Annotated in this window: 22 protein-coding genes and 1 riboswitch; of the genes, 8 read left to right on the top strand and 14 right to left on the bottom strand. The window is 47.5% G+C overall.

Annotated features, from left to right (window positions below):
* Positions 1-51: 51 nt before the first annotated feature.
* The 6 genes from AYO36_RS11525 to pta form a co-directional block, all read right to left on the bottom strand.
* Positions 52-2,031, bottom strand: a complete 1,980-nt coding sequence (locus AYO36_RS11525; protein WP_064300495.1) for a methyl-accepting chemotaxis protein — start codon at positions 2,029-2,031, stop codon at positions 52-54.
* A 155-nt stretch (positions 2,032-2,186) separates the two neighbouring features.
* The gene (locus tag AYO36_RS11520) at positions 2,187-2,486 is read right to left on the bottom strand and encodes a rhodanese-like domain-containing protein (RefSeq protein ID WP_023466762.1); all 300 of its coding nucleotides are present in this window, start codon (positions 2,484-2,486) and stop codon (positions 2,187-2,189) included.
* A 120-nt stretch (positions 2,487-2,606) separates the two neighbouring features.
* Complete coding sequence (locus tag AYO36_RS11515; RefSeq protein ID WP_064300494.1) at positions 2,607-3,983, bottom strand: amino acid permease; 1,377 nt, start codon at positions 3,981-3,983, stop codon at positions 2,607-2,609.
* 220 nt (positions 3,984-4,203) lie between these two features.
* Positions 4,204-5,505, bottom strand: coding sequence for a nucleobase:cation symporter-2 family protein (locus AYO36_RS11510; protein ID WP_064300493.1), 1,302 nt, complete (start codon positions 5,503-5,505; stop codon positions 4,204-4,206).
* On the bottom strand, positions 5,502-6,086 hold the full coding sequence (locus tag AYO36_RS11505; protein WP_023466757.1) for a xanthine phosphoribosyltransferase: 585 nt from the start codon (positions 6,084-6,086) through the stop codon (positions 5,502-5,504). Before AYO36_RS11505 ends, AYO36_RS11510 begins: the two co-directional genes overlap by 4 nt.
* 75 nt (positions 6,087-6,161) lie before the next feature.
* Positions 6,162-6,261: riboswitch (purine riboswitch) on the bottom strand.
* 70 nt (positions 6,262-6,331) lie between these two features.
* Complete coding sequence (gene pta / locus AYO36_RS11500) at positions 6,332-7,318, bottom strand: phosphate acetyltransferase (RefSeq protein WP_055969917.1); 987 nt, start codon at positions 7,316-7,318, stop codon at positions 6,332-6,334.
* A gap of 345 nt (positions 7,319-7,663) precedes the next feature.
* Here pta and hemQ point away from each other — a divergent pair, with 345 nt between their 5' ends.
* Together hemQ and AYO36_RS16920 are read left to right on the top strand one after the other, a co-directional pair.
* Entirely contained in the window at positions 7,664-8,440 is a 777-nt protein-coding gene (gene hemQ / locus AYO36_RS11495) for a hydrogen peroxide-dependent heme synthase (protein ID WP_050677313.1), read from the top strand.
* Between the two features lie 103 nt (positions 8,441-8,543).
* Positions 8,544-8,693: a hypothetical protein gene (locus AYO36_RS16920; RefSeq protein WP_023466754.1), complete on the top strand. Its 150-nt coding sequence runs from the start codon at positions 8,544-8,546 to the stop codon at positions 8,691-8,693.
* Positions 8,694-8,790: 97 nt separating this feature from the next.
* On the opposite strand, the gene AYO36_RS11490 is transcribed toward AYO36_RS16920, so the two are convergent.
* Entirely contained in the window at positions 8,791-9,159 is a 369-nt protein-coding gene (locus tag AYO36_RS11490; RefSeq protein ID WP_023466753.1) for a DUF423 domain-containing protein, read from the bottom strand.
* 2 nt (positions 9,160-9,161) lie between these two features.
* Positions 9,162-9,767: a trimeric intracellular cation channel family protein gene (locus tag AYO36_RS11485; protein WP_064300492.1), complete on the bottom strand. Its 606-nt coding sequence runs from the start codon at positions 9,765-9,767 to the stop codon at positions 9,162-9,164.
* 165 nt (positions 9,768-9,932) lie between these two features.
* Here AYO36_RS11485 and AYO36_RS11480 point away from each other — a divergent pair, with 165 nt between their 5' ends.
* The 4 genes from AYO36_RS11480 to AYO36_RS11465 all read left to right on the top strand — a co-directional run bounded on the left by AYO36_RS11480 (position 9,933) and on the right by AYO36_RS11465 (position 14,367).
* Positions 9,933-11,561 carry an ABC1 kinase family protein gene (locus AYO36_RS11480; RefSeq protein ID WP_064300491.1) on the top strand — a complete coding sequence of 543 codons (1,629 nt, stop codon included), beginning with the start codon at positions 9,933-9,935 and terminating at the stop codon, positions 11,559-11,561.
* A gap of 141 nt (positions 11,562-11,702) precedes the next feature.
* On the top strand, positions 11,703-12,554 hold the full coding sequence (locus AYO36_RS11475) for a GRP family sugar transporter (protein WP_174316738.1): 852 nt from the start codon (positions 11,703-11,705) through the stop codon (positions 12,552-12,554).
* Between the two features lie 17 nt (positions 12,555-12,571).
* Positions 12,572-13,357, top strand: a complete 786-nt coding sequence (locus tag AYO36_RS11470) for a glucose 1-dehydrogenase (RefSeq protein ID WP_058265461.1) — start codon at positions 12,572-12,574, stop codon at positions 13,355-13,357.
* Between the two features lie 32 nt (positions 13,358-13,389).
* Positions 13,390-14,367 carry a cation diffusion facilitator family transporter gene (locus AYO36_RS11465; protein WP_064300490.1) on the top strand — a complete coding sequence of 326 codons (978 nt, stop codon included), beginning with the start codon at positions 13,390-13,392 and terminating at the stop codon, positions 14,365-14,367.
* 430 nt (positions 14,368-14,797) lie between these two features.
* On the opposite strand, the gene AYO36_RS11460 is transcribed toward AYO36_RS11465, so the two are convergent.
* The 3 genes from AYO36_RS11460 to AYO36_RS11450 all read right to left on the bottom strand — a co-directional run bounded on the left by AYO36_RS11460 (position 14,798) and on the right by AYO36_RS11450 (position 16,561).
* The gene (locus AYO36_RS11460; protein WP_231884710.1) at positions 14,798-15,433 is read right to left on the bottom strand and encodes a thermonuclease family protein; all 636 of its coding nucleotides are present in this window, start codon (positions 15,431-15,433) and stop codon (positions 14,798-14,800) included.
* Positions 15,434-15,583: 150 nt separating this feature from the next.
* Entirely contained in the window at positions 15,584-16,234 is a 651-nt protein-coding gene (locus AYO36_RS11455; RefSeq protein ID WP_064300488.1) for an SDR family NAD(P)-dependent oxidoreductase, read from the bottom strand.
* Between the two features lie 60 nt (positions 16,235-16,294).
* Positions 16,295-16,561 carry a DUF5327 family protein gene (locus AYO36_RS11450; protein WP_050677319.1) on the bottom strand — a complete coding sequence of 89 codons (267 nt, stop codon included), beginning with the start codon at positions 16,559-16,561 and terminating at the stop codon, positions 16,295-16,297.
* A 57-nt stretch (positions 16,562-16,618) separates the two neighbouring features.
* Between AYO36_RS11450 and AYO36_RS11445 the strand changes: the two genes are divergently transcribed.
* Both AYO36_RS11445 and AYO36_RS11440 read left to right on the top strand, forming a co-directional pair.
* The gene (locus AYO36_RS11445) at positions 16,619-17,587 is read left to right on the top strand and encodes a Gfo/Idh/MocA family oxidoreductase (RefSeq protein ID WP_064300487.1); all 969 of its coding nucleotides are present in this window, start codon (positions 16,619-16,621) and stop codon (positions 17,585-17,587) included.
* A 32-nt stretch (positions 17,588-17,619) separates the two neighbouring features.
* Positions 17,620-19,281 carry a glycerol-3-phosphate dehydrogenase/oxidase gene (locus AYO36_RS11440; RefSeq protein WP_064300486.1) on the top strand — a complete coding sequence of 554 codons (1,662 nt, stop codon included), beginning with the start codon at positions 17,620-17,622 and terminating at the stop codon, positions 19,279-19,281.
* Positions 19,282-19,327: 46 nt separating this feature from the next.
* Here AYO36_RS11440 and bcaP read toward each other — a convergent pair whose 3' ends face one another.
* The 3 genes from bcaP to msrA all read right to left on the bottom strand — a co-directional run bounded on the left by bcaP (position 19,328) and on the right by msrA (position 23,300).
* Complete coding sequence (bcaP, locus tag AYO36_RS11435) at positions 19,328-20,764, bottom strand: branched-chain amino acid transporter BcaP (RefSeq protein WP_064300485.1); 1,437 nt, start codon at positions 20,762-20,764, stop codon at positions 19,328-19,330.
* A gap of 225 nt (positions 20,765-20,989) precedes the next feature.
* Positions 20,990-22,285: a DUF2252 domain-containing protein gene (locus AYO36_RS11430; RefSeq protein ID WP_064300484.1), complete on the bottom strand. Its 1,296-nt coding sequence runs from the start codon at positions 22,283-22,285 to the stop codon at positions 20,990-20,992.
* A gap of 67 nt (positions 22,286-22,352) precedes the next feature.
* Positions 22,353-23,300 carry a peptide-methionine (S)-S-oxide reductase MsrA gene (gene msrA / locus AYO36_RS11425; RefSeq protein ID WP_064300483.1) on the bottom strand — a complete coding sequence of 316 codons (948 nt, stop codon included), beginning with the start codon at positions 23,298-23,300 and terminating at the stop codon, positions 22,353-22,355.
* Between the last annotated feature and the right edge of the window lie 40 nt (positions 23,301-23,340).

Here is a 23,340-nt window from a genome sequence, read left to right as displayed (position 1 = left end):
AGACAAAAAAAGCAAGGAAGACTAGCTTCCTTGCTTTGTGTAATCGATGTCTTAAACACGGAAACGGGCAACGAGAACCTGTAATTCTTCCGCCATATCGGATAATGCTTTGGCTGATTGCGAAATCTCTTCCATCGCACTCAACTGTTCTTCTGTCGTCGCTGCGACTTGTTTCGACGCCGATGAATTCTCTTGCGCGATATGTGCGATTTCGGTTGCAGAGGCAGAAACCTCTTGAACGTTCGCTGCGATTTCCTCGACAGTTGCTGTCACATCTTCGATTCGCGGTGTCATCTCTTGCGTCCGTTCGAGAATCTTCTGGAATCGTTCTGCTGATGCTTCTGTCGTCGATAAACCGGCTTTCGTCTGTCCTGATACTTCTTTCATCATCGTGACTGACTGATCTGTCTCCTGCTTGATGTTTTGAATCAGCTGTGCAATCTGCTTCGTTGAATCCTGTGACTGCTCTGCTAGTTTACGCACTTCACTTGCGACAACGGCGAACCCTTTTCCGTTTTCGCCTGCCCGTGCTGCTTCAATCGCCGCGTTCAGTGCCAATAAATTCGTTTGTTCGGCAATGCCGTTGATGACATCGACGATTTTCCCGATTTCATTCGAACGATGTGCGAGTGAACTGATGACGCCACCAAAGTTTTGAACAGAGGCATCGATTTCTTTCATCTGCTGGACATTTTGCAGTACAGCAACCGTTCCGTTCTCGGCTTCTGTTGCCGTTGAACGTGATAGCTCTGACACATCGGTTGAGCTCTCAGCAATTCGCATGATGCCCGCTGTAATCGACTGGAGCGAAACGGCATTCGCATCGAGTTGACGTTTCGATTGATCCGCCCCTGCTGCGACCTGTTGAATCGATCCCGCGATCTGTTCCGATGCGGATGTCGTCTGGGCAGAGTTCGCCATTAATTCCTGCGACGAGCCGGCCACTTGTGTGATCGACTGGTCGAGATTGATGATGATCGAGCGGAGTGAATCGACCATGACGTTAAAGCTTTGCGCAACTTGCCCGACCTCATCGTTTGATTCAACGATGACGGGTTCCGTCAAATCACCAGATTGAATCCGTTCTGCCCCACGTGTCAAATGACCGAGTGGGCGTAAGATCGAGCGAAGGATGAAGTAAATGAAGACGGCTGCGACGAGTAACATTCCGCCGATGACTGCGAGCGTCGTCCACAGAATACTCGACGTCGCATCGGTGATTTCATGATCGTACAGGGTTCCGGCAACCTTCCACTTCGTTAAATCGTTCGTCATGAAGTCCATCTGTTTACCTTCATTTTTGAATTCATACGAAAATTGTCCGGCTGGGTCATCGTAGAGTGGCGCAACCCAGTTCCCTGTTGCCTTTTCACCTGGTTTTAGCGTCGGGTGCGTAACGAACTTCTTATTCGAATCGAGAATCGTCACATAACCCTCTTTACCAATTTTAATCTTTTTCGCGATTTCCGCGATGCGGTCGACATCGACATCAATCGCCACGACACCTCTTCCGTTTCCGGTCGTTTGTGACAATGTCACCATCATCTTGTTCGAGGCAGCATCGACGTATGGATCCGTTATGACGACTTTTCCACCGGCTGCTTCAGCCGATTGGTACCACGAGCGCTCACGTGGGTCATAATCCTCGGGCATGACTTGTTCCGGGAAAATGTTCATATCCCCTTCTGTCGTCGCGAAATAGATGTTCGCCGCTTGCGGATGCATGTCGAGATATTCAGTCATTTTTTCCTTCAACGCTGCATTTTGTTTTCCTTTTTGATAGAGCGTCCCGTCAATTCGGTCCGCAAAAAAGGCGACATCGCGTCGCATCGGATCAATGATATTCTGAATCTCATCGTTCATTCGATCGACTCCACCATGTGCCGATTGTAGAATTTGCTCCGTCATTGTTTGTTTCGCCTGATTGTAGGCAACAAATCCGATCACGAGCGCTGGGATTACTAATAGGAGAATCGATGTCAGAATTAATTTTTGTTTGATACTCATCGTTCGTTTGATCTTTTGTTCCATGTGTCACTCCATTCTCGAGTGCAAGGACTCGCTATTCTACCTTCTTTATCGGAAGAATAGCGAAGAATATTCATAGTAAAAATAATAATCGTTCATTGATTCACATGAAAAAAAGACGACCCGTATGGAGTCGTCTTCCTTGGTAGACCTTACCCTTATGCTTCTTGATCGCCCTTCCAGTTCATCATGCCGCCTTCGACGTTGACGATGTCGTATCCATATTGCTCGAGGAAACGACCGACGTTTTCGCTTCGCGCGCCTGCTTTACAGATTAAGTAGTAGGTTTCACCCTCTTGCAGCTCCGTATAGCGTTCGCCGATCTCAGACATCGGAAGGAAGCGGACGTTCGGAATATGTCCTGCATCGTATTCATCCTGCTCCCGGACGTCAACGACGTGTAACGCCTCGCCTGCCTCTAATCGTTCTTGTAACTCGTCTACATGAATCGTTTTCATTTCGTATGACCTCCTGTATGGTTCTGGCGTAAGTGTAGCAAATTCATCATCAAAATAAAACGAAACCGTTTGATGCGAAGCGATGAAAAAGCGGATCCGTTTGCGGATCCGCTCGTTTCATTATTCTCCTGATGCTTTCCGGATCGATTGACGTGTCTCTTTATGCATTCCCCGTGCATAATAGACGGCAATCAAAATCGCGTACCACAGTGGTCCAACGACCAGAGCGATCCGTGTACTTGCGTCAAATGCCATCAAGACGATGACACCAGCAAGTGCCGCAAGGGCGATATAGTTCGCGACCGGGAAGAACGGAACAGCAAATTCTGCTGAACCATGTACCTTCCGCGCCCGCATCTGAGCGATCAGAATCATCGCCCACGTCCAGACGGCGCCGAACGTTGCGATACTCGTAACGATTGCAAAAACATCTTCCGGTAAGAAGTAGTTCAAAGCGACACCGACGAGCAACGCGACACCTGAAAGAATCGTCGCTAGAGCCGGTACACCGTTTTTCGAGATTTTCGAGAAACGACGTGGCGCTTCACTGTTCTCGGATAAGTTCATCATCATCCGGGCTGTTGAAAAGATACCGGAGTTACATGACGAGAGTGCTGCCGTTAAGACAACGAAGTTGATGATGCCGGCTGCTGACTCAATACCGAGCGATTGAAATAGTAATACGAACGGACTACTATTGTTCGCACCGACTTGATCCCACGGATAAATCGATAAAATGACGAAGAGCGCTCCGATATAGAATACTAAGATCCGAAGGAAGACGTTATTGACGGCTTTTCGAATCGTTTTCTTCGGATTCTTCGCTTCCCCTGCTGTGACCCCAATCACTTCAATTCCTAAGAACGCAAACATGACCATCTGCATGGCAAGAAGTACTCCACCGAATCCGTTTGGTAAGAATCCACCATGTGACCACAGGTTCGAAATCCCAACCGGTGTGCCGCCGTTTCCAAGACCAATGACAATCGTCAAGGTCCCTAAGATGATCATGGCGACGATCGCGACGATTTTAATCAACGCAAACCAAAATTCGAATTCACCATAAAATTTAACAGCAATGAAGTTGATGCTTGTCATCAAGACAAGTGCTGCTAGTGCCCATACCCACCCCTGAGAATCCGGGAACCATACTTTCATGTAAATACCGACTGCTGTGATTTCCGCCATACACGTAAAAATCCAGAGTAACCAATAATTCCAACCTGTTAAAAAGCCAGCTAATGGACTGACATACTTCCGGGCATACTCCGCAAAACTACCAGCCACCGGCTCCCGCACTGCAAGCTCCCCAAGTGCTCGCATGATAATGAAAATGATGACACCACCAATCAGATAACCAAGTAAGATCCCTGGTCCTGCTAATTGGATCGCTTTTGCTGACCCTAGGAAGAGTCCGACACCGATTGCCGCCCCCAGCGACATCAGTGTAATATGACGTTCTTCCAGTCCCCGATTCAACTCTGTCTGTTGTTTCATTTTTACGACGTCCTTCCCGTCTCTGTTTGTTTCTTAGCAGTTCCCCGTACCGCTACGTTGTCAGTATAAAGAAGATGTGTCGATTTTGTAAACGTTTTCAATGTATATTTCTTACCAAACCCACATACTCGGAATATTCTGATTACGTTAGCAGTATAAAAAAGGAACCACCTGCTACTATGTAGTATACAGGATGGCTCCTTTCGGAAAGTTACAATTGTTATTCAACTTTAGCAAGTGGTACATCCGGTGACTCCGACTTACTCGTCAATCGGAAGATTCCATTTAGCAATAATGCCGTTAGCGATCCTGCGACGATTGGGCTGTCCGTCAAGACACGGATTTGCGATGGTAGACCGGCGACGATTTCTGGATTCATACTGATTCCTAAACCAATTCCGAGCGCGAGTGCCACTGTGATGACGTGTTCATTCTTCGAGAAATCCACCCGCGACAGAATACGAATCCCGCTCGCTGCGACCGTTCCGAACATGATCAACATCGCCCCACCTAGGACAGGTTTTGGAATCAACGTCGTGAACGTCGCCACTTTTGGTAAGAAGCCGAGCAAGATTAAAAATCCGCCCGCAAATAAAATGACTTTACGTGTCTTCACGCCAGTCAACTGAACTAGACCGACGTTTTGGCTATAGGTCGTATACGGGAAACTATTAAAGATACCGCCAACGATCGTCGCGACACCCTCTGCCCGGTAGCCACGTGCTAGGTCTTTATCCGTCAAACGGCGATCCGTGATCTCACCAAGTGTCAAGAACACACCTGTCGATTCAACCATCGAGACGAGACCAACGAGCGTCATCGTCAAGATCGCCGTCGCATTGAATGTCGGAACACCGAAGTAGAATGGCGTCACCATTTGGAACCATGACGCTTCCGCCACCGGACTGAAGTCGATCATCCCCATGCCAAACGCAACGAGTGTACTGATCATCACAGCAATCAAGACGGCTGCTGCTTTTGAGAAGACCGTTCCGTAACGATTCAAGATTAAAATCAAGACGATCGTCAGTCCAGCGAGTCCGAGATAACGTGCGTCACCAAAGTCCTTTACGCCCTGTCCGCCTCCGATGTCATTGATTGCAGCCGGAATCAAGGAAATGCCGATGATCGTCACGACAGAACCGAGGACGACTGGCGGGAACAGGACGGCGATCTTACTAAACCAGCCTGAGATGACGAGAATGATCAACCCACTCGCAATCAACGCACCATAAATCGCCGTGATCCCTTGAAAACTACCGATCGCGATCATCGGACCGACTGCGGTGAAGGTACAACCGAGGACGACCGGAAGACCGACGCCTGTATATTTCGTGACGAGCACTTGTAGTAAGGTCGCTACGCCACACATGAAGAGATCAATCGCAACTAAATAAGCAAGTTCTTCTCCCGACAATCCGATCGCACTACCAACGATCAGCGGAACGACAGCTGCTCCTGTGTACATCGCAAGCACATGCTGAAGTCCGAGACTAGCGGCTTTGAAGTTCGATAGTCTCATACGGTCACCGAGTCAACGAACGTCGCTTTTCCGTCCTTCAACGACTCCACACGAGCGAGTGACTCGACGCGGAACCCGGCTTCGATTAACTTTTGACGTCCCGGTTGGAACGACTTTTCAATGACGATCCCAAAACCGGCAACTTCCGCACCTGCTTGCTCAACAAGGCGAGCAAGACCAAATGCCGCTTCCCCGTTCGCGAGGAAATCGTCGATGATCAAGACACGTTCACCCGGTTGTAGGTATTTTTCTGCAACCGTAATCGTACTCGTCTGTTGTTTCGTAAACGAGAAGACTTCAGCTGAAATCGTTCCTTCATTCAAGGTGACGGATTTCGTCTTACGAGCATAGACCATTGGTACCCCTAAACGGAGCGCCGTCATCATTGCCGGGGCAATACCACCCGCTTCGATCGTCAAAATCCGCGTGATACCGGCATCTTGGAAGCGATCCATGAACTCATAGGCGATTTCCCACATCAAGGTCGGGTCGACCTGGTGATTTAAAAAGGCATCCACTTTCAATACTTGATCCGATAAGACGATTCCCTCTTGATTAATCATGTCGTGTAGACGTTTCATACATGCATTCTCCTCTTTAAAAACGAAAAAACGTACAGCCGCTACCCGGGGGCAGCCACTGTACGCTAAAAAAGAGAGCAGTAACTCACCACCCGTAGTCGGACCGTTACGGCGATCCGGTAGAGACTCGTGGGCCAATTCCCACTATTATACGAGCGTTGCTATACGTTTACGTTTCGTGATTTTCGTGATGTGTACCATTGTACGGGGTTTAGCGAAAAAGTAAAGACTTTTTCACACCGTGCTTAGGCTTGGCGTTCTTCGACCGCTTGTGCTGCCGTGATGATCGCAAGTTTGTAGACATCTTCTTCGTTACAACCGCGTGAAAGATCGTTGACCGGTTTGTTCAAACCTTGAAGGATCGGACCGATTGCTTCGAATCCACCAAGACGTTGTGCGATTTTGTAGCCAATGTTTCCAGCTTCAAGACTTGGGAAGATGAAGACGTTCGCTTGACCTGCAACATCTGATTCTGGTGCTTTTGATTTCGCGACGCTTGGAACGAATGCTGCATCGAATTGGAGTTCCCCATCGATCGCAAGCTCTGGTGCACGTTCTTTAGCAATGCGTGTTGCTTCAACGACACGCTCTGTCTCTGGTGATTTTGCTGAACCTTTTGTTGAGAAGCTGAGCAATGCCACTTTCGGATCGATCCCGAATGTTTTCGCTGTTTTCGCAGATGCGATCGCGTTCTCTGCTAGATCGTTCGCATCTGGTGCGATGTTGATTGCGCAGTCTGCGAAGACGTATTGCTCATCGTCACGTACCATGATGAAGACACCTGATGTTTTTTTATAGCCTTCTTGCATTTTGATGATTTGAAGTGCTGGACGAACTGTATCGCCTGTTGCGTGCATCGCACCCGATACAAGACCTTCTGCTTGTCCTGTGTGAACGAGCATCGTACCGAACGTGTTCACGTCTTTTAAGATGACAGCACGTGCTTGCTCTTCTGTTGCTTTCCCTTTACGACGCTCAACGAACGATGCGACGAGCTCATCAATTCCAGCGTAAGAAGCAGGATCGATCGTATCGAGTCCCGTGACATCGATTCCGTTCGCTGCTGCTGTTTCTTCGATTTGTACACGTGGTCCGATGACGATCGGTGTGACGAGACCGTCTTTCTTCAAACGGACAGCTGCGCCAAGAACACGCGCGTCAATTCCTTCTGGGAAGACGATTTTCGGTTGGTGCGCTTTAATCTTTTGTTCTAACATATCGAATAATTGCATGAGTTTCTCTCCTTTTTAGGTAAACACGACGTCGTCGATTTGATCGATTTTCTTTTCCATCGTTTATTATACACAGTTCTCAATCGTTGTTAAAACAATTTGCAAAAAAGTTATCTAACAAAAGCACTGAAGCCATATTCACTGACTATTACAGTCATTTTCAAGAATGGTACAGAGACTATTTCCAAGCAACTTAATCTCCACTTCCCCTTTTACCCACTCTCTGCTTTTTTCATGTGTTACGATCTCATGGACAAAGACCTTTTCGGGCGAAGCGTTTCAATAGAATGTGATAAGATAGGATATGGAAAAAGACAATTTATTTCAGACTCAGGAGGTCATCCCATGCAACACCAAACATCTGAACCGACTGCTACGCAACAAGCCGCTGAAACACTCGACGGCTGGTATACATTACATGATTTCCGCCGGATCGATTGGTCACGCTTGAAACAAGTCGACGCGACAGACCGCGCGCGCATGATTGAGGAGTTCCAAGCCTTCCTCTCAGAGCTTTCTGGTGTCGAAGCGACAAAAGACGGAAGCCACGCACTTTATACAATCATCGGTCAAAAAGCCGATCTCGTCTTGATGGTTCTTCGTCCAACGATGGAACAAATTCAAGACGTCGAAGTCAAAATGCAGAAACTCGATCTCTATGATTACTTGATCCCGACGTATTCTTACGTTTCTGTCGTCGAACTCGGTACGTACCGTGGTTCAGGCGAAGGAAACCCATACGAGAACCCTTACGTGCGTGATCGTCTCTATCCAATCTTGCCGCAAGCGAAGCACATCTGCTTCTATCCGATGAGCAAGTCACGTCGCGATGGCGACAACTGGTACACGCTTTCAATGGAGAAACGAAAAGAGCTCATGTATCGTCACGGTATGATTGGTCGGAGTTATGCTGGGAAAATTCAGCAAATCATCGGTGGATCAACTGGATTTGACGATTGGGAATGGGGCGTTACGCTCTTCTCAGACGACATTCTTCAGTTCAAGAAAATCGTCTATGAAATGCGTTTTGACGAAGTCAGCGCGAAGTACGGTGAGTTTGGTGAGTTCTTCATCGGGAACCGTCTCGAAAGTGAACAATTAAATACTCATTTTGCACTTTAATGTGTTGAATGACGTTTGATTGAAATATCTCATGGGAATATACTCCTTGCGGCTACAAAACAGGCTATAAAATAGTAGGTTGATTACGTAAGGAGGAATTACCATGGGGAATGCTATGAACCGATCGACACGATCGCGTGAATTGCAATTCGCTGTGCTTTCAAAAGAGCTGAAACCGGTTGCAGATCGCGTACTGGATCGCTATGAGCAAGCATTATCGAAGCTAAACAAAACTCAAACGACAAAACGATGAATTCGTTTTGATACCTACGCCTACTCCATCGCGAGTAGGCGTTTTTCATACAAAAAAAGACCGTTTTTCTTCATGACGGAAGAAAAACGGTCAATCCTCATAATCCTTTGTAGGCACCAATCGCGACAAAGATCCATGCTGCGATGAACAAGACGCCACCAATCGGTGTGATGGCACCCAGTTTTGTTACATTCGTCAATGCCATGACGTACAGACTACCGGAGAAGAAGACGATTCCGGCAAGCATCAGCCATGCAGCCAACGACCATTGCGGGATCGATGCTTTTAATAAGAGTCCCCCGAGTGCTAGAATACCGAGCGAGTGTACCATCTGGTAAAGTACGCCTGTCTGCCAGTTCGCGAGCATCCGTTCCGTCAACATATCTTTTAAGGCGTGTGCACCGAATGCACCTAGTGCGACCGATAACATCATCGAGATCGCGCCAATCATAATGAAAACTTTCATGCTTATTCTCCCCCTAACCGTCGTGCTGGTAAATTCCATTCATAATAATACGATAGCATACGTAAAACGGTGATGAGTCCGAGCAATGTGAACAAATGTAGAGGATTCGTCAATTGGAAACGATCAATCACGAGTGCTGCCATGACGGCCCACATCGCATAGATCTCTTTATGCAAGACGAGTGGTTTCCGACCAGCGAGTAAATCGCGAATTACTCCACCACCAACACCAGTCAGCACAGCAGCTGAAATCGTTGCTGACAATGGCAGTCCTTTTGCTGTCGCCATCAAAGCACCTTGAATCGCAAACGCAGACAATCCGAGCGCATCCGCGAGGACGCCCCAACGTGTCCAGTGCGGCAAGAACAACTGGGGTAACACGAAGATCAACAACGCAACGAGAATCGCGACTAAAAAGAGACCACCTTGCGACCAGAGAGCCGATACCGGTACACCAATCAGTAAATTACGAATAGCACCACCGCTGAATGCTGTGATCAAAGCAAGTAACCAGACACCGAATAAATCATATTTTTCTTCCATCGCAACAATCGCACCACTCATCGCAAAAGCGACCGTGCCGATGATATTCAATAAGTCCCAGGACATGCGCACATTTCACCTTTCTACAAAGAAATTCCAATACTTACTATACTCTCTTTTTAGTTTCCGTAAAGCATTAATTTTCTGTCACCGTTTCGACCGTTTGCGAGTGACGTTTTTAGGTAAAGTAACCTATACTGAAACAAACTGTACAGGAAGCTAGGTGACCGTATGAAACGTTGGGCGCTTTATCGCATTGTCGTCATCGTGACGATGTTCGCACGTTACATCTTTACGATCTATCGATTCACCCGGAAAAACCGGCCAGGTACGAACAACGAAGAGTTTGAGCGCATCATGATCCGGATTGCGCGTGACTATAAGAAAAAAGCATTACGGTTAGAAGGGTTACTGATCAAGCTCGGTCAGTTCTTGTCGATTCGAGCCGATCTATTTCCTCCGTCCGTCTTGATGGAACTGACCGAACTCGTCGATAAAGTTCCTTCAAGTAAACTTGGAGAGTCACGTAAGATCATCGAAGAGGATTGGGGTATGCCGATCGAAGAGATCATCTCGGATATCAGTTCCCGTCCTGTCGCTTCTGCCTCGATTGGTGAGGTGTACAGCGGAATCTTAAAATCAAATGGTAAAAAAGTTGCGATCAAAGTTCAGCGACCGAACATCGAACAAATCATCAAAACCGATTTCCGTGCCATGCGTATCGTCATTGCCATGTTACGCCGGACTTCATTAAACAAATCGACTGATTTACAAAGTCTGTATCGCCAAATGGTCTTCGTCATCGGTGATGAATTGAATTACCGAACTGAATTAAAAAACGGTCTCTACTTTAAAAAAATGTATGAGACGAATCCTGTCATCTATATTCCGAGTTATTATGAAGAACATTGTACGAATCGTGTGCTCGTCATGGAATGGATTGACGGAACACGTATCACCGATCTCGATTATTTAGCGGAACATCAGATTGATCGTGACGAACTAGCGCGTAATCTCTTCTTGAACGCTGGTGAGCAATTACTGTTCGGCGGGAAATTTCACGCTGACCCACACCCGGGCAACGTCCTCGTCCAGTCCGACGGCAAAATCGTCTTGCTTGATTTTGGGATGATTGGAGCGACAACGCCTGATGACATGCGAGCGATTCAACGAATCCTCCAATCCTTCGTCACATTAGATTATGATGCGATCGTCGATGGTCTCGAAGATTTACGATTCCTGTTGCCGAATGCGAATAAGCAAAATATCCGACAAGCAATTGAAAAAGCGGTCACGTTCTATCTCGAGAGTGATATGGAAAACGTCGATACGAAACTGATTGAGAAGGTCTTATCCGATATCGAATTGCTCGTCCGAAACGAACCGATCCAGCTCCCTGCCGAGTTTGCGTTCTTCGGTCGTGCTGCCTCGACGATTCTTGGGATTCTTCAGATTCTTTCACCGCAAATCAACCTGCTCGAATTAGCCAAACCCATGGTTCGACGTTGGCTCGATGACGAAGGAAAAAACCAAAATCGTTATCTCCAGATTGCCGGCTCTTACGGTGCGCGATTGCTCGCCTTCCCGCGTCTTGTTAACGATGCCTTAAGCGAACCGACACGTTGGCGCATCATGGAGCAACAAAAGTTCTCTCGTGTCGCGAACATCGAGTCACTCAAAATCCGACAGTGGACGAGTTCACTCGTCGGAATCATCAGTCTGCCTTTTAGTTATCTCGGCTATTATTTTACGCAATACGACGTCATGGGCATTTCCTTGACGATCGCCGTCATCGCTTTATGGAATGGTCGACGGATCGGACGACAAATCGTCCGGATCGCTGATGAACCGTTCCGTTAAATAGAACGACAATATGCGTCCACTTCGGTGGACGTTTTTTATTTCAGAATAATTCCTCTTCGCGCTTCGAGGTTTTTCCTCGCGTCTCGCGGGGTACAGCTTCAAGTAGAGAGATAATAGTAAGGAGAGGTGAAACACTTGATTGATATTTTAATTGCCATCGTTCCTGCATTAATGTGGGGATCGTTGCCGCTCGTCGTCTCGAAAATCGGAGGTTCAACGGCGCAACAAATTATCGGTACGACTCTGGGTGCATTGCTTTTCGCGATCGTCACCTTCTTTTTTGTCAGCCCAGAGATGTCGACGACTGCTTGGGTTGCCGGATTCTTTTCTGGTGCCTTCTGGGCGCTCGGTCAAAAAAATCAATTTGCCGCATTCCGTCAAATGGGTGTATCAAAGACGATGCCCATCTCAACAGGGATGCAACTCGTCGGAACATCGTTGTTTGGTGTTCTCGCTTTTGGAGAGTGGTCAACGACAACTGCGTTGATTCTCGGAATCAGTGCCCTTGTATTGATCATTGCCGGAGCAGCTTTCACGTCTTACAAGGAAGATAAGAGTAAAGAAGATGAGAATATCGGAAAAGGACTGACGCTTCTTCTCATCTCGACTGTCGGGTATGTCGGCTACGTCGTCATTGCCCGTTGGTTCGATATCAATGGATGGGAAGCAGTCTTACCACAAGCTGTCGGGATGGTCGTGAGTGCGATTCTCCTTTCTTTACGAGAAGGAGATCTCTTCACGAAAAAAACAGCCGGCAATACAGTCGGTGGACTCATGTGGGCTGTCGGGAACGTCGCTTTACTGTTTGCCACAGCAAAAGTCGGAGTCGCAACGAGCTTCTCCTTATCTCAAACAGGAGTCGTCATCTCAACGATTGGCGGTGTCCTCTTACTAAAAGAAACGAAGACAAAGAAAGAAATGACCTTCGTCATCATCGGTTGTATTTTAGTCGTTGCTGGTGGGATCATGATTGGATTTACGAAACAATAATGAAGGAGTGAAGCATCATGTATGAAAGTTTAAAGGGAAAAGTAGCCATCGTGACAGGTGGATCAATGGGAATCGGTGAAGCCATCGTCCGCCGTTATGCAGAGGAAGGTATGCGTGTCGTCATCAACTATCGCAGTCATCCGGAAGAAGCGAAGAAAATTGCGAAATCGATTCAAGATAAAGGCGGTGAAGCCATCACGATTCAAGGAGATGTCTCAAAAGAAGACGATATGATCAATCTCGTTAAAGAGACTGTCGCTCACTTTGGTCAATTGGACGTTTTCGTCAATAACGCAGGAATCGAGATGCCGTCAGCATCTCATGAAATGTCACTCGAAGACTGGCAAAAAGTCATCGACGTCAACTTAACAGGGGCATTCCTCGGGGCGCGTGAAGCACTGAAGTACTTCGTCGAACATGATGTCAAAGGTAGCATCATCAACATGTCGAGCGTGCATGAAATCATTCCATGGCCAACGTTCGTCCACTACGCTGCAAGTAAAGGTGGCGTTAAATTAATGACACAAACCCTAGCGATGGAATATGCCCCAAAAGGAATTCGGGTCAATGCGATTGGACCTGGTGCGATCAATACACCAATTAACGCTGAAAAATTCGAAGATCCGGAACAACGAAAAGAAGTCGAGAGTATGATTCCAATGGGCAATATCGGAAAACCTGAGGAAATTTCAGCCGTTGCCGCATGGCTTGCGTCGGACGAAGCGAGTTATGTCACAGGGATCACACTCTTTGCGGACGGCGGGATGACACTTTATCCATCGTTCCAAGCAGGACGCGGTTAACCTATTTTGAATAGACAAGGAGAGAACCGCTCATGGCCACTTTTTTCTCATTGATCCGTCGCGGCAATAAGTCAGCACTTGCTGCTGCAATCGTCAACACAATCATTGCTATCATCAAGTTCGTCGCTTATATCTTGACTGGGAACGTTGCAATGTTTGCTGAAATGATGCATACGATCGGTGACGCGGCGAATCAGTTTTTCGTCTATATCGGTTCTGCTCTAAGTAAAAAAGCACCAACGAAACGATTCCCGAACGGATTCGGTCGCCTTGTTAACCTCGTCTTACTTGCTGCAATCATCGTCGTCGCCCTCCTTGCGTATGAGACGATTCGTGAAGGCATCTTGCATATCGCACACGGTCCTGGCGAAGAGACGACTGGGCTTTGGATCATTTTGACGGCACTTGGAATTGGTGTCGTCCTCGAAGTCGGCGTCTTTTATAAAGCAATGATCGAGATTGCTCATGAAACCGGGCTTAAGTCTAGAGGGCTGACACTAGTTGGTCAAAGCTTCACCCATCTTGGGCAGGCAAAACCAGCGACACGCCTTGTCTTCATGGAAGATCTTGTTGCGACTCTCGGTGGTATCATCGCAATCATCGCCGTCCTGATTTCGCATTACACATCGTTTTATCAAGCAGAGGGTATTGCATCGATTTTGATTGGTCTGATGATGTTCTACGTCGTCTATAACGTCTTTATTCAAAACGCTGCCGGTGCGCTCGGTGAGATTGATGAAGTACTGACTGCTAAAATCGGTGAAATCCTATTACGTGATGAAGCGGTTCGTGATATTGAAAAGCTTGAAGTCATTAAGGAAGGCGATCACTTCCATGTCGAAACAGAGATTGAAGTCGATCCCAACTTAACGATTGCCCAAGCGGACGACATCAAGGACCGGCTTGAACTGCAAATTCGAATTCTTAAAGGGGTCACCGATGTCACGATTTCCTTTGATGAAGATGATAAAGTACAGCAGTATCAATCTCCCTCACCACCTGTAGAATAAACAAAAAGCCATCGATTTCGATGGCTTGAGACTGAAGACGAAGTGCAATTTTTCTCTAACGAGAAGGATTGCGCTTTTTTGTTCGTTTCGCATCGCTTTCCTGGGACAAGCATCGCGCCGCTTCGCTTCACTGCAGGGTCGCTCTTACTTGTTATTCCCTAGGAATCGATGTCGAGTGAACAAAACGCTTCTCTGATCCTTCTTCCGAGTACTAAAAGAATGACGCGTTACACGCCACTCCTACAGGGAAAAGCGCAATCTTGCGCTGTCAGAGACAAACAAGACCCGCTTTCCTACTCGAATGAGCGGAAAAACGAGCTTGTTTCTCGCCTAAGGAAAGGGCGTGAAAAGACGCGTCATTCTTTTTTGAGTCAGACCATTTGTCTACAGTCTGAAGCCATCGCTTCCGTTGGCTTTTTGTGTGCGCTTATCAGCGTGCAGCGCGAACGAATCCGGCTTCTTCTGCTTCTTTTTCCGTACAGAACCGTTGCTCTGGCTTCACTTCATCGTAGGACTGACCTCCCGGTACATGGTAGATTTTTTTACCCGACCGATTGATGTTGCCTTTGATGTCGCAGGATTTCGTTTCTGTAATCGCTTGAGCGTCGAAGCCACGATTCGTAACGTAGCCATCGTGCTCCCAAATCTTTTTCTTCGCCTGCTTGGCTTCCTGTTCAATCTGTTCGAACATATCGACATAACGTGTGTCCGGCTCATAGACGAACGCTACACGTGCGAGTCCTTTTCGAAGTAACTCCTGATTCAACATCTTGTCGCCGTACCAGACGTATGCGAGTAATCTTCCATATCGATCAGTCCGGGAATGATCACGCTCCAACCGAATAGCCGTCCCGCTCGGTAAGGTCTCTTTCGTAAATGCTGAAGCTTCCGTTCCATATGGTTGAACCGGTGTATTTGGTTTGACGGTTTCTGGTGTATCGACAAGGAGTAGACGAACGTCCTCCATTTTCCCATCCGCCAACTTTACTTTTAATGTATCTCCATCGATGACGCGTTCGACCGTCGCCTTCGTGATTTTTTCGTCATCTGGTTGCTTGATTCCCAATAAGTCTGTCTCCTCTGGTGCACAACCGATGAGAACGAATAGAAAAAGCAGACTTATCATGGCGTATCGTCTCACTTCTGTTTCGCTCCTTTCCATGAAAATACGGATTCGGTCAAAGCCCGAACCCGCATACGCTATCTTGTTTATTCGTTAGTCTGCTGAAAGAACCGTTTCGACTTCATTTCGGTTCGTATAAAGTTGATAGAACGCTTCCGCTACATTTTTCGGATCAAGTGCCGTTCCACGCTTCACTTCCCCGGCAATCGTGACGGTTCCGACGTAGACACCGTCTTCCTTCAACGTATCGTGTAACATATGCGTCACTTGACGAACGCCTGCCTTCCCGATTGAAAGCCCTGGTAACGATTTGATTGCTTGCATCGCAGCGCCGCCTCCAGTAATCAGGATAGCGCCGTCTTTCCGTTCTTGCATCGACGGAGCAACGAGTTGTGCGGCATGCAGTGCACCGAGCACGTCGATTTCGAACTCTTTCGTAATCTGTTCTGCCGAGACTTCGAGGACAGACGCTTGATGTAAAATCGAAGCATTGTAGACTAAGACATCGACTTGCCCGTATTGCTCCTCTGTCCATTCGATGAGTGATGCGATATCAGCTTTTCGTGAAGCATCACATTCCACTCCGACCGCTTCCACGCCCGCTTCTTTTAGTTCCGTGATAACGGCTGTAAGTGTTTCTTGCGTCCGCGCTGCACAAACGACTTGAAAGCCTTCTTGTCCAAATCGTTTACTGATTTCATATCCGTTTCCTGGTCCTGCTCCGATGACGATTACTGTTTTCATGACGTATCTCCCCTTCTCATTTCAACTGTGATGGTTATTCCCTGAATCGCGTCATTTCATTCAAAAATCGAGCAATGAAGTGCCTTTTTCTTCTTTCTCCTGCGAAACACCCATGAAACGCGCTAACATCGGATCGACTGTTGGTGTTGCCTGAGGTGTTGACGTAGGTAGCGATATCGTTGAACTTGATGTCGCCTCAGATTCAAGTAATAGTTCACAGTACGTTTTCATTGCTGCAATCTGCTCTTTCTGCGCGGCTCCTGTCGTTTGCTCAATGCGTTGCATCGCTTGACGCATCTTTTCGATGATGTGTTGTTCCGTAATCATCTTGTATTCCTCCTTATGGTAGATTGAGGGTATGAACTTGAAAAGGATGTGTTTTCCATGATTCGTACCGCTTTAGTTGGTTTTGGTATTGCCGGTGAACATTTACATGCTCCTTATTTACACGCACCTGATTATCAGTTAGTCGCTGTTCAGTCGAGTCGTCCGGAAGCCGTCGCTGCTTATGACGCGACGCTACCTGTTTATTTGACACTTGAAGCCCTACTCGCTAAAGAACAGATCGATTTAGTCGTTATCGCAACAGCAAATGAGCTACATTATCCACTTGCGCGCCTCGCTTTGCTATCGGGCTGTGATGTACTCGTCGAGAAACCGTTCACTGTCACGCTCGAAGAAGCCGAAACGTTGACAGAACTAGCACGTGTACACGATCGGTTACTGACAGTTTATCATAATCGTCGGTATACGAAGGACTTTCGAACGCTGATGACCTTACTCGAATCCGGACGTCTCGGCACCCTCCAAACGTTTGAAGCGCATTATGATCGCTATCGCCCAGACGTTGAAAATCGTTGGCGCGAACAGGACGTACCCGGTGCTGGTCTCTTGTACGATCTTGGATCACACTTGATCGATCAAGCACTCGTCGCCTTCGATGAAATTCCGGATCGCGTCTTTTGTGACCAAACGATTCAACGGCAAGGTGGGATCGTTGATGACTATACACATCTGATTTTAGCATTCGGTACACGACGCGCTATTTTACACATCGGTTCCATCGTTCCGGCTGTTGGTCCTTCGCTAATGGTACATGGGACAAAGGCTAGCTATTTCGTCGATGAAGTCGATACGAAACGCGCGACGTATCAATTGGCTGAAGCAAACGGTCCCCTTGAAGACTTTCCTTTTGTCTCCGGGCAATTTGGGGATTATTATACAGACCTCGCCCCAGCCATTCGACAGCGAACAACCCCACCTGTCTCTCCGAAACAGGCTGAACTCGTCATGAAAATCATTGATCGTGCTCAAAAAAGTGCAAAATCGGGTACATGGATAGAAGTAGACTAACTATCCATTCAGACGAACAGGGGGAAGACAAGATGTTTTCAAGTACGGAACGGACAGCTTGGTTAGAAGAAATGGGACAAGAACTTTTAGACGTGCTCGTCATCGGGGGCGGTATCACGGGAGCCGGTATTTTGCTTGACGCACAAAGTCGAGGCATGCGGACAGGATTGATTGAGATGCAGGACTTCGCCGAAGGGACATCGAGCCGATCGACGAAACTCGTCCATGGTGGATTGCGTTATCTGAAGCAGTTCGAAATCAAACTGGTTGCCGAAGTCGGAAAAGAACGTGCCATCGTGTATGAGAACGCCCCACACGTGACGACGCCGGAGTGGATGATGCTTCCACTCGTCGAAGGCGGAACGTTCGGCAGCTTCTCGACATCGATCGGCTTACGCGTCTATGACCAGCTCGCAGGCGTCAAACGCCATGAACGCCGGACGATGCTCAGTAAAGAAGAAACATTACGTTACGAGCCACTATTACGTTCGGAACACTTAGTCGGTGGTGGTCGTTATGTCGAATATAAAACGGATGATGCCCGATTGACAGTCGAAGTCTTAAAGGCAGCCGTTGGTTACGGTGGACGTGCCGTCAACTATACGAAGGCTGAATCGCTCGTCTACCACAATGGAAAAGTTGTCGGTGTCGAAGTCCGTGACGTCTTAAGTGACAAAACGTATACGATTCGGGCGAAGAAAATCATCAATGCAACCGGTCCGTGGGTCGACGAATTACGTGAAAAAGATGGTTCGAAAGCTGGAAAATCGCTCCACCTGACGAAAGGGATTCATCTCGTCATCGATCAAGCGCATTTCCCACTCCAACAGGCTGTTTATTTCGACGTTCCAGATGGTCGGATGATCTTTGCGATTCCACGCGAAGGGAAAACCTATGTCGGAACGACTGACACGAACTATAAAGGAGATATTCTTGAACCGGGTGTCACCGTTGAGGATCAGGACTATATCCTAGAGGCGACAAATCAAATGTTCAACGTCGAGTTACGACCTGAACACGTCGAATCGACATGGTCCGGATTGCGTCCACTCATTCATGAAGATGGAAAGGACCCAAGTGAACTGTCCCGAAAAGATGAGATCTTCGTCTCGAAATCCGGGCTGATGTCAATTGCTGGTGGGAAGTTGACCGGGTACCGGAAGATGGCAGAACGCATCATCGATATGGTCGCAGACCAATTCAAGACAGAAGAAAATCGGATTTACCTCGCTTCCCGTACGCACGATATCTTGCTTGGTGGTGGTCATCCACAAGGAAGTAAAGGATTTGCCCGCTACTTGAAGGAACAACAACCCAAAGGAGAAGCACTCGGATTGTCACCGAATGAGGCGACATGGCTCATCCAACGTTACGGTACGAACGTCGAACGTGTCTACGAGTTGATTCGGACACGTGGTGACGAAGCCGCTCGTTATCAATTACCGTTACACTGGTTCGGCGCCCTTCTATATGGATTAGAAGCTGAGCTCGTCATGCAACCTGGCGACTTCTTGAACCGTCGTGCTTCGGCCGTCTTCTTTGATTTCCCTCACGCTGAACAGTACGCAGATGGTGTTCTCGCCTTGATGCGTAGCGAACTCGGCTGGTCGGCAGAAGATGAAGCGAGAGCCAATGAAAGTATTCGTCGTGAATTTGATGCGGTCCGCGTCAAAGGACCTGTTCCACTTTCCTAACATCAAAAGACCCGATCGCCTTCAGGCGATCGGGTCTTCTTGTGTGTTACTGTTCTTCTTTCGAAGCAGCGAGTTCCGCTGCTGGCATGTTGCCTGGGTGTAAATTCGAACTCTTACGTGCAAACGTAAAGTAAAGAACTAAACCGATAGCAAGCCAGATTCCAAAAGCAATCCATGTCTCGAGTTTCAAGTTGAACATCAAGAAAAGACATGCAGCGATTGCTGCGATTGGCACGTATGGCATACCCGGACATTTGAAAGCACGCGGAAGATCTGGCTGTGTCTTACGAAGAATCAAGACAGCGACAGAAATCAAGACGAAGGCTGCCAGTGTACCCATGTTGACGAGGTTCGCGATGACATCGAGTGGAACGAATCCAGCGACGAGTGAGCTACCGAGTCCGATCATCCAAGTCGCCTTGAATGGTGTTTGGTACTTCGGATGCACTTCAGAAAATACTTTCGGGAACATTCCATCACGCGAGATGGCGAACGCGAGACGCACCATTCCGTATGTCATGACGAGAATGACTGTTGTGATTCCGAGAATTGCACCAAGATCGATGAATCCAGCAACCCAGTTTTGACCTGCCATTTGAATCGCAAGTGAGACTGGGTGATCGATTCCTTCGAACTGTTGATACGGTACGATTCCTGTCATGATAGCTGCAACGATGACGTAAAGGACTGTACAAACAGCAAGTGAACCGATGATACCGCGCGGCAAGTTCTTTTGCGGATCGCGGACTTCTTCAGCTGCTGATGTGACGGCATCAAAGCCGATGTACGCGAAGAAGACGATCGCGGCACCCGAGAAGACGCCTCCCCAACCAAATGGTGTGAACGGTGCCCAGTTCGTTGGTTCGACATAACCGACACCGACGACGATGAACAATACGACGACCGCTAGTTTAATGACGACCATGATGTTGTTGACACGTTTCGTTTCCTTGATTCCCATCGACAACAATGCCGTAATGGCAAAGAGGATTAAGAACGCTGGAAGGTTGAAGTATGTCTTGGCTCCTTCGACTGCTCCAGGAGCTGCTGATAAGACCGTTGGCACATGGATGTTGAATCCTGCGAGTAAGGACTGAAAGTACCCAGACCAACCGGCTGCAACGGCACTGGAGGCGAGTCCATATTCGAGGATCAAGTTCCAACCGATGATCCAAGCGAAGATCTCTCCCATCGTTGCATACGTGTACGTATAGACGGATCCACTGACCGGAATCGTTGATGCGAATTCAGCGTAAGCAAGAGCAGCTAGACCACAGGCGATGGCAGATAGAATGAATGATACGATAAGTCCTGGTCCTGCAGTCAATGCTCCTGTTCCCGTCAAAACGAAGATTCCGGTTCCGATGATGGCGCCAATTCCTAAAAACGTTAAATCCATCGCGCCAAGATTTCGAGCAAGTCCACTGTTTCGTTTACTTGCAGCAATCATAGCGGAAACATCTTTTTTCCGCGTCAAACTCATGATGTATTTCCCCCTGTACCTGTTATGATTCGTCCTACAGAGCGAGTCGTCCGTAAGAACTTAATCAAAAATTTACGAAGTTTTCTGATAAATAGATATAGGTCATTATACCTATTTCTATTTTGTTGAACGCTTTCATTCGTTAAACAAAAAAATCCGTACAAAAAAGATGGATGTGTAACACATGTTACACATCCATCTGACAAGTCTCAGTTTGTTAGGTTTTTAATTTGTTTTTCGGGTCTTCACCCACTCCAAAAACACTTGGTAATCCAGCTTTGTTCGTGTCACGTAGGCTTCTGACCAACGCTCGATTTGCTCTAAAAAAGCAGTGTCCGAAACACCGATGGCTTGGATGATTTCAACATCCGCATGATGTGTCAAAATTTTTTCTTTAATCCCGGCGTCCTGATCCGCCCGCGCATGGATTTTCGCGGTAATTTGACCTTGAATACACAACACGTTCTCAAGGTCTTCCTGACTTTTGATATGCTTTGCTTTTAGTTTTTTCTTATATGGCGAGCGCTCACGTACATAATATTCCTTTTTCCCAATCGTCAGGTAGCCAAGATATGGATCCTCATGTGCCTGCATCGCTTTTTGGGACGTGATGATCCGGCGTCCTTGATGAACTGTTTCTGCTTCTGGACGATAGACGGGAAGGAACAACGAAGGGACAGAAGTCTGAGCTTGTTTCATCTCTAGAATCAAATCCTCTTCCCCTCCCTCCCCCTCAATTAGGAGGTAATAGCGCTCAAGACCAATCGATGCCGTTCCACTGTCTAGCTTACGAACGATATCCTTAATCGTATAGAACGATTCGTCACGACGATCCTCGGCATCAATCGTTTCGATATAGGAGGACCAAGCAGACTCAATCGCCATTCGCGTCGGATCATCTATCGCTGCCATATCTGGTAATGTACAAAAACGTCTCACGCCATCCACCAGTTCCGTCCGCTCTCCCATTAATTCCTCACGTTTCTTTTCTGCTTTTTTGATCAACTTTTTGATTGGTCCTTTTGTATTTTCTCGCGTAAAACAAACATCACTCGGATCTTTTCCAAGAGCGTACTTTTTTAAATCGTGTAAGTATTCAAGGACATAATTACGAATCGCAGGAGTCGGGTCGTATCCTGCCTCTTCAGCGAATAACCGGACGGAGACCGCCATGCGAATCAAATCATATAAATAAGATCCTAAGTATCCTTCATCAAAGTCATTGACGTCGTAGATGATCTCTCCCTTCGCATTGCCATGGACACCGAAATTCTCAAAATGAAGATCTCCCTGAATCCAGGTCGGTTTATCGCGAGGCGTATCAAAACCAAGGGGGATTCGCGTCACGTCATAATAAAACAGATGCGAACTCCCACGGAAAAAGCGAAACGGACTCAAGCTCATCTTGTCGTACTTTTCCTGACGTGCTTGCTCATCGAGCTGACGGATTTCGTGATCGTAGAAATCAAGCACCTTCGCAATCGTCATTTGTCGAATCTCTTCATATACGGGTCGAAACATTCGATTCTCTCCCTTCCATTTGAAAAAAGAGCAGTCAAAACGAAATCGTTTGACTGCTCCTTACGTGTTACTCGAAATGTTTTTTATATTCCCCATATCCTGCCGAATCAAGCTCTTCAAGCGGAATAAATCGTAATGCTGCTGAGTTGATACAATAGCGAAGACCACCAAGTTCTGTCGGACCATCATCGAAGATATGACCGAGGTGACTATCCGCATTCGCAGAACGCACTTCCGTCCGCGTCATCCCGTGACTCGTATCGAGTTCGACTTCCATCTTGTCTTCTGAGATCGGTTTAGCGAAACTCGGCCAACCACAGTTTGACTGGAATTTATCTTTCGATGTGAAGAGTGGTGTACCATCGACGATATCGACGTACAGTCCTGGACGTTCTTCATCCCAGTATTCGTTACGGAAAGCGGGTTCTGTCCCGTTCTCTTGTGTGACTTTATACTGAATTGGTGTCAGACGCTCTTTCAGTTCTTTTTCCTTACCTTGGTCCTTCCACGCTTCCTTGATGAATTTCGCGCGACCTGAGCCGACACTATACATCTGATAACGGAACGGATTCTTTTTATAATAATCTTGGTGATATTCTTCGGCTGGCCAAAACGGCTTTTCTGGACGAATCTCTACCGCGACCGGACGCGAGAAGCGTCCTGATGCGTCAAGCGCTGCTTTCGAACGTTCAGCTGCTTCACGCTGTGCTTCATCGACATAAAAGATGGCCGGTTGGTACGATTCACCACGGTCATTGAATTGACCTCCACCATCTGTCGGGTCAATTTGACGCCAGAAGATCTCGAGTAATTCTTCGTACGTAATGACGGACGGATCGTACGTGACTTCAACCGCCTCCAAGTGACCTGTCGTTTCCGAACAGACCTCTTTATAAGTCGGGTTCTCTGTATGACCACCGGTATATCCTGAAATGACCTGCTCTACCCCATCATATTTATGGAATGGCTTGACCATGCACCAGAAACAACCACCTGCAAATATTGCTTTTGCCATCTATCTTCCCCTCCTCTGTATGTGTCTATTTTACCGCGTT

The organism is Exiguobacterium sp. KKBO11 (assembly GCF_001644945.1).
Classification (GTDB): Bacteria; Bacillota; Bacilli; order Exiguobacteriales; family Exiguobacteriaceae; genus Exiguobacterium_A; species Exiguobacterium_A abrahamii.
Note: the sequence above shows the minus strand (reverse complement) of the source record. Positions and strands in the feature narration are given on the sequence as shown.

Excerpts from the sequence above, each read along its gene's own strand:
- AYO36_RS11470 (WP_058265461.1), top strand. The coding sequence starts at position 12,572 with ATGTATGAAAGTTTAAAGGGAAAAGTAGCCATCGTGACAGGTGGATCA.
- AYO36_RS11485 (WP_064300492.1), bottom strand. The coding sequence starts at position 9,767 with ATGTCCTGGGACTTATTGAATATCATCGGCACGGTCGCTTTTGCGATG.
- msrA (WP_064300483.1), bottom strand. The coding sequence starts at position 23,300 with ATGGCAAAAGCAATATTTGCAGGTGGTTGTTTCTGGTGCATGGTCAAG.
- pta (WP_055969917.1), bottom strand. The coding sequence starts at position 7,318 with ATGCAATTATTCGATATGTTAGAACAAAAGATTAAAGCGCACCAACCG.
- AYO36_RS11445 (WP_064300487.1), top strand. The coding sequence starts at position 16,619 with ATGATTCGTACCGCTTTAGTTGGTTTTGGTATTGCCGGTGAACATTTA.
- AYO36_RS16920 (WP_023466754.1), top strand. The coding sequence starts at position 8,544 with ATGGGGAATGCTATGAACCGATCGACACGATCGCGTGAATTGCAATTC.
- AYO36_RS11520 (WP_023466762.1), bottom strand. The coding sequence starts at position 2,486 with ATGAAAACGATTCATGTAGACGAGTTACAAGAACGATTAGAGGCAGGC.
- AYO36_RS11490 (WP_023466753.1), bottom strand. The coding sequence starts at position 9,159 with ATGAAAGTTTTCATTATGATTGGCGCGATCTCGATGATGTTATCGGTC.
- AYO36_RS11510 (WP_064300493.1), bottom strand. The coding sequence starts at position 5,505 with ATGAGACTATCGAACTTCAAAGCCGCTAGTCTCGGACTTCAGCATGTG.
- AYO36_RS11480 (WP_064300491.1), top strand. The coding sequence starts at position 9,933 with ATGAAACGTTGGGCGCTTTATCGCATTGTCGTCATCGTGACGATGTTC.
- AYO36_RS11465 (WP_064300490.1), top strand. The coding sequence starts at position 13,390 with ATGGCCACTTTTTTCTCATTGATCCGTCGCGGCAATAAGTCAGCACTT.
- AYO36_RS11515 (WP_064300494.1), bottom strand. The coding sequence starts at position 3,983 with ATGAAACAACAGACAGAGTTGAATCGGGGACTGGAAGAACGTCATATT.
- AYO36_RS11455 (WP_064300488.1), bottom strand. The coding sequence starts at position 16,234 with ATGAAAACAGTAATCGTCATCGGAGCAGGACCAGGAAACGGATATGAA.
- bcaP (WP_064300485.1), bottom strand. The coding sequence starts at position 20,764 with ATGAGTTTGACGCGGAAAAAAGATGTTTCCGCTATGATTGCTGCAAGT.
- AYO36_RS11430 (WP_064300484.1), bottom strand. The coding sequence starts at position 22,285 with ATGTTTCGACCCGTATATGAAGAGATTCGACAAATGACGATTGCGAAG.
- hemQ (WP_050677313.1), top strand. The coding sequence starts at position 7,664 with ATGCAACACCAAACATCTGAACCGACTGCTACGCAACAAGCCGCTGAA.
- AYO36_RS11505 (WP_023466757.1), bottom strand. The coding sequence starts at position 6,086 with ATGAAACGTCTACACGACATGATTAATCAAGAGGGAATCGTCTTATCG.
- AYO36_RS11440 (WP_064300486.1), top strand. The coding sequence starts at position 17,620 with ATGTTTTCAAGTACGGAACGGACAGCTTGGTTAGAAGAAATGGGACAA.
- AYO36_RS11525 (WP_064300495.1), bottom strand. The coding sequence starts at position 2,031 with ATGGAACAAAAGATCAAACGAACGATGAGTATCAAACAAAAATTAATT.
- AYO36_RS11450 (WP_050677319.1), bottom strand. The coding sequence starts at position 16,561 with ATGATTACGGAACAACACATCATCGAAAAGATGCGTCAAGCGATGCAA.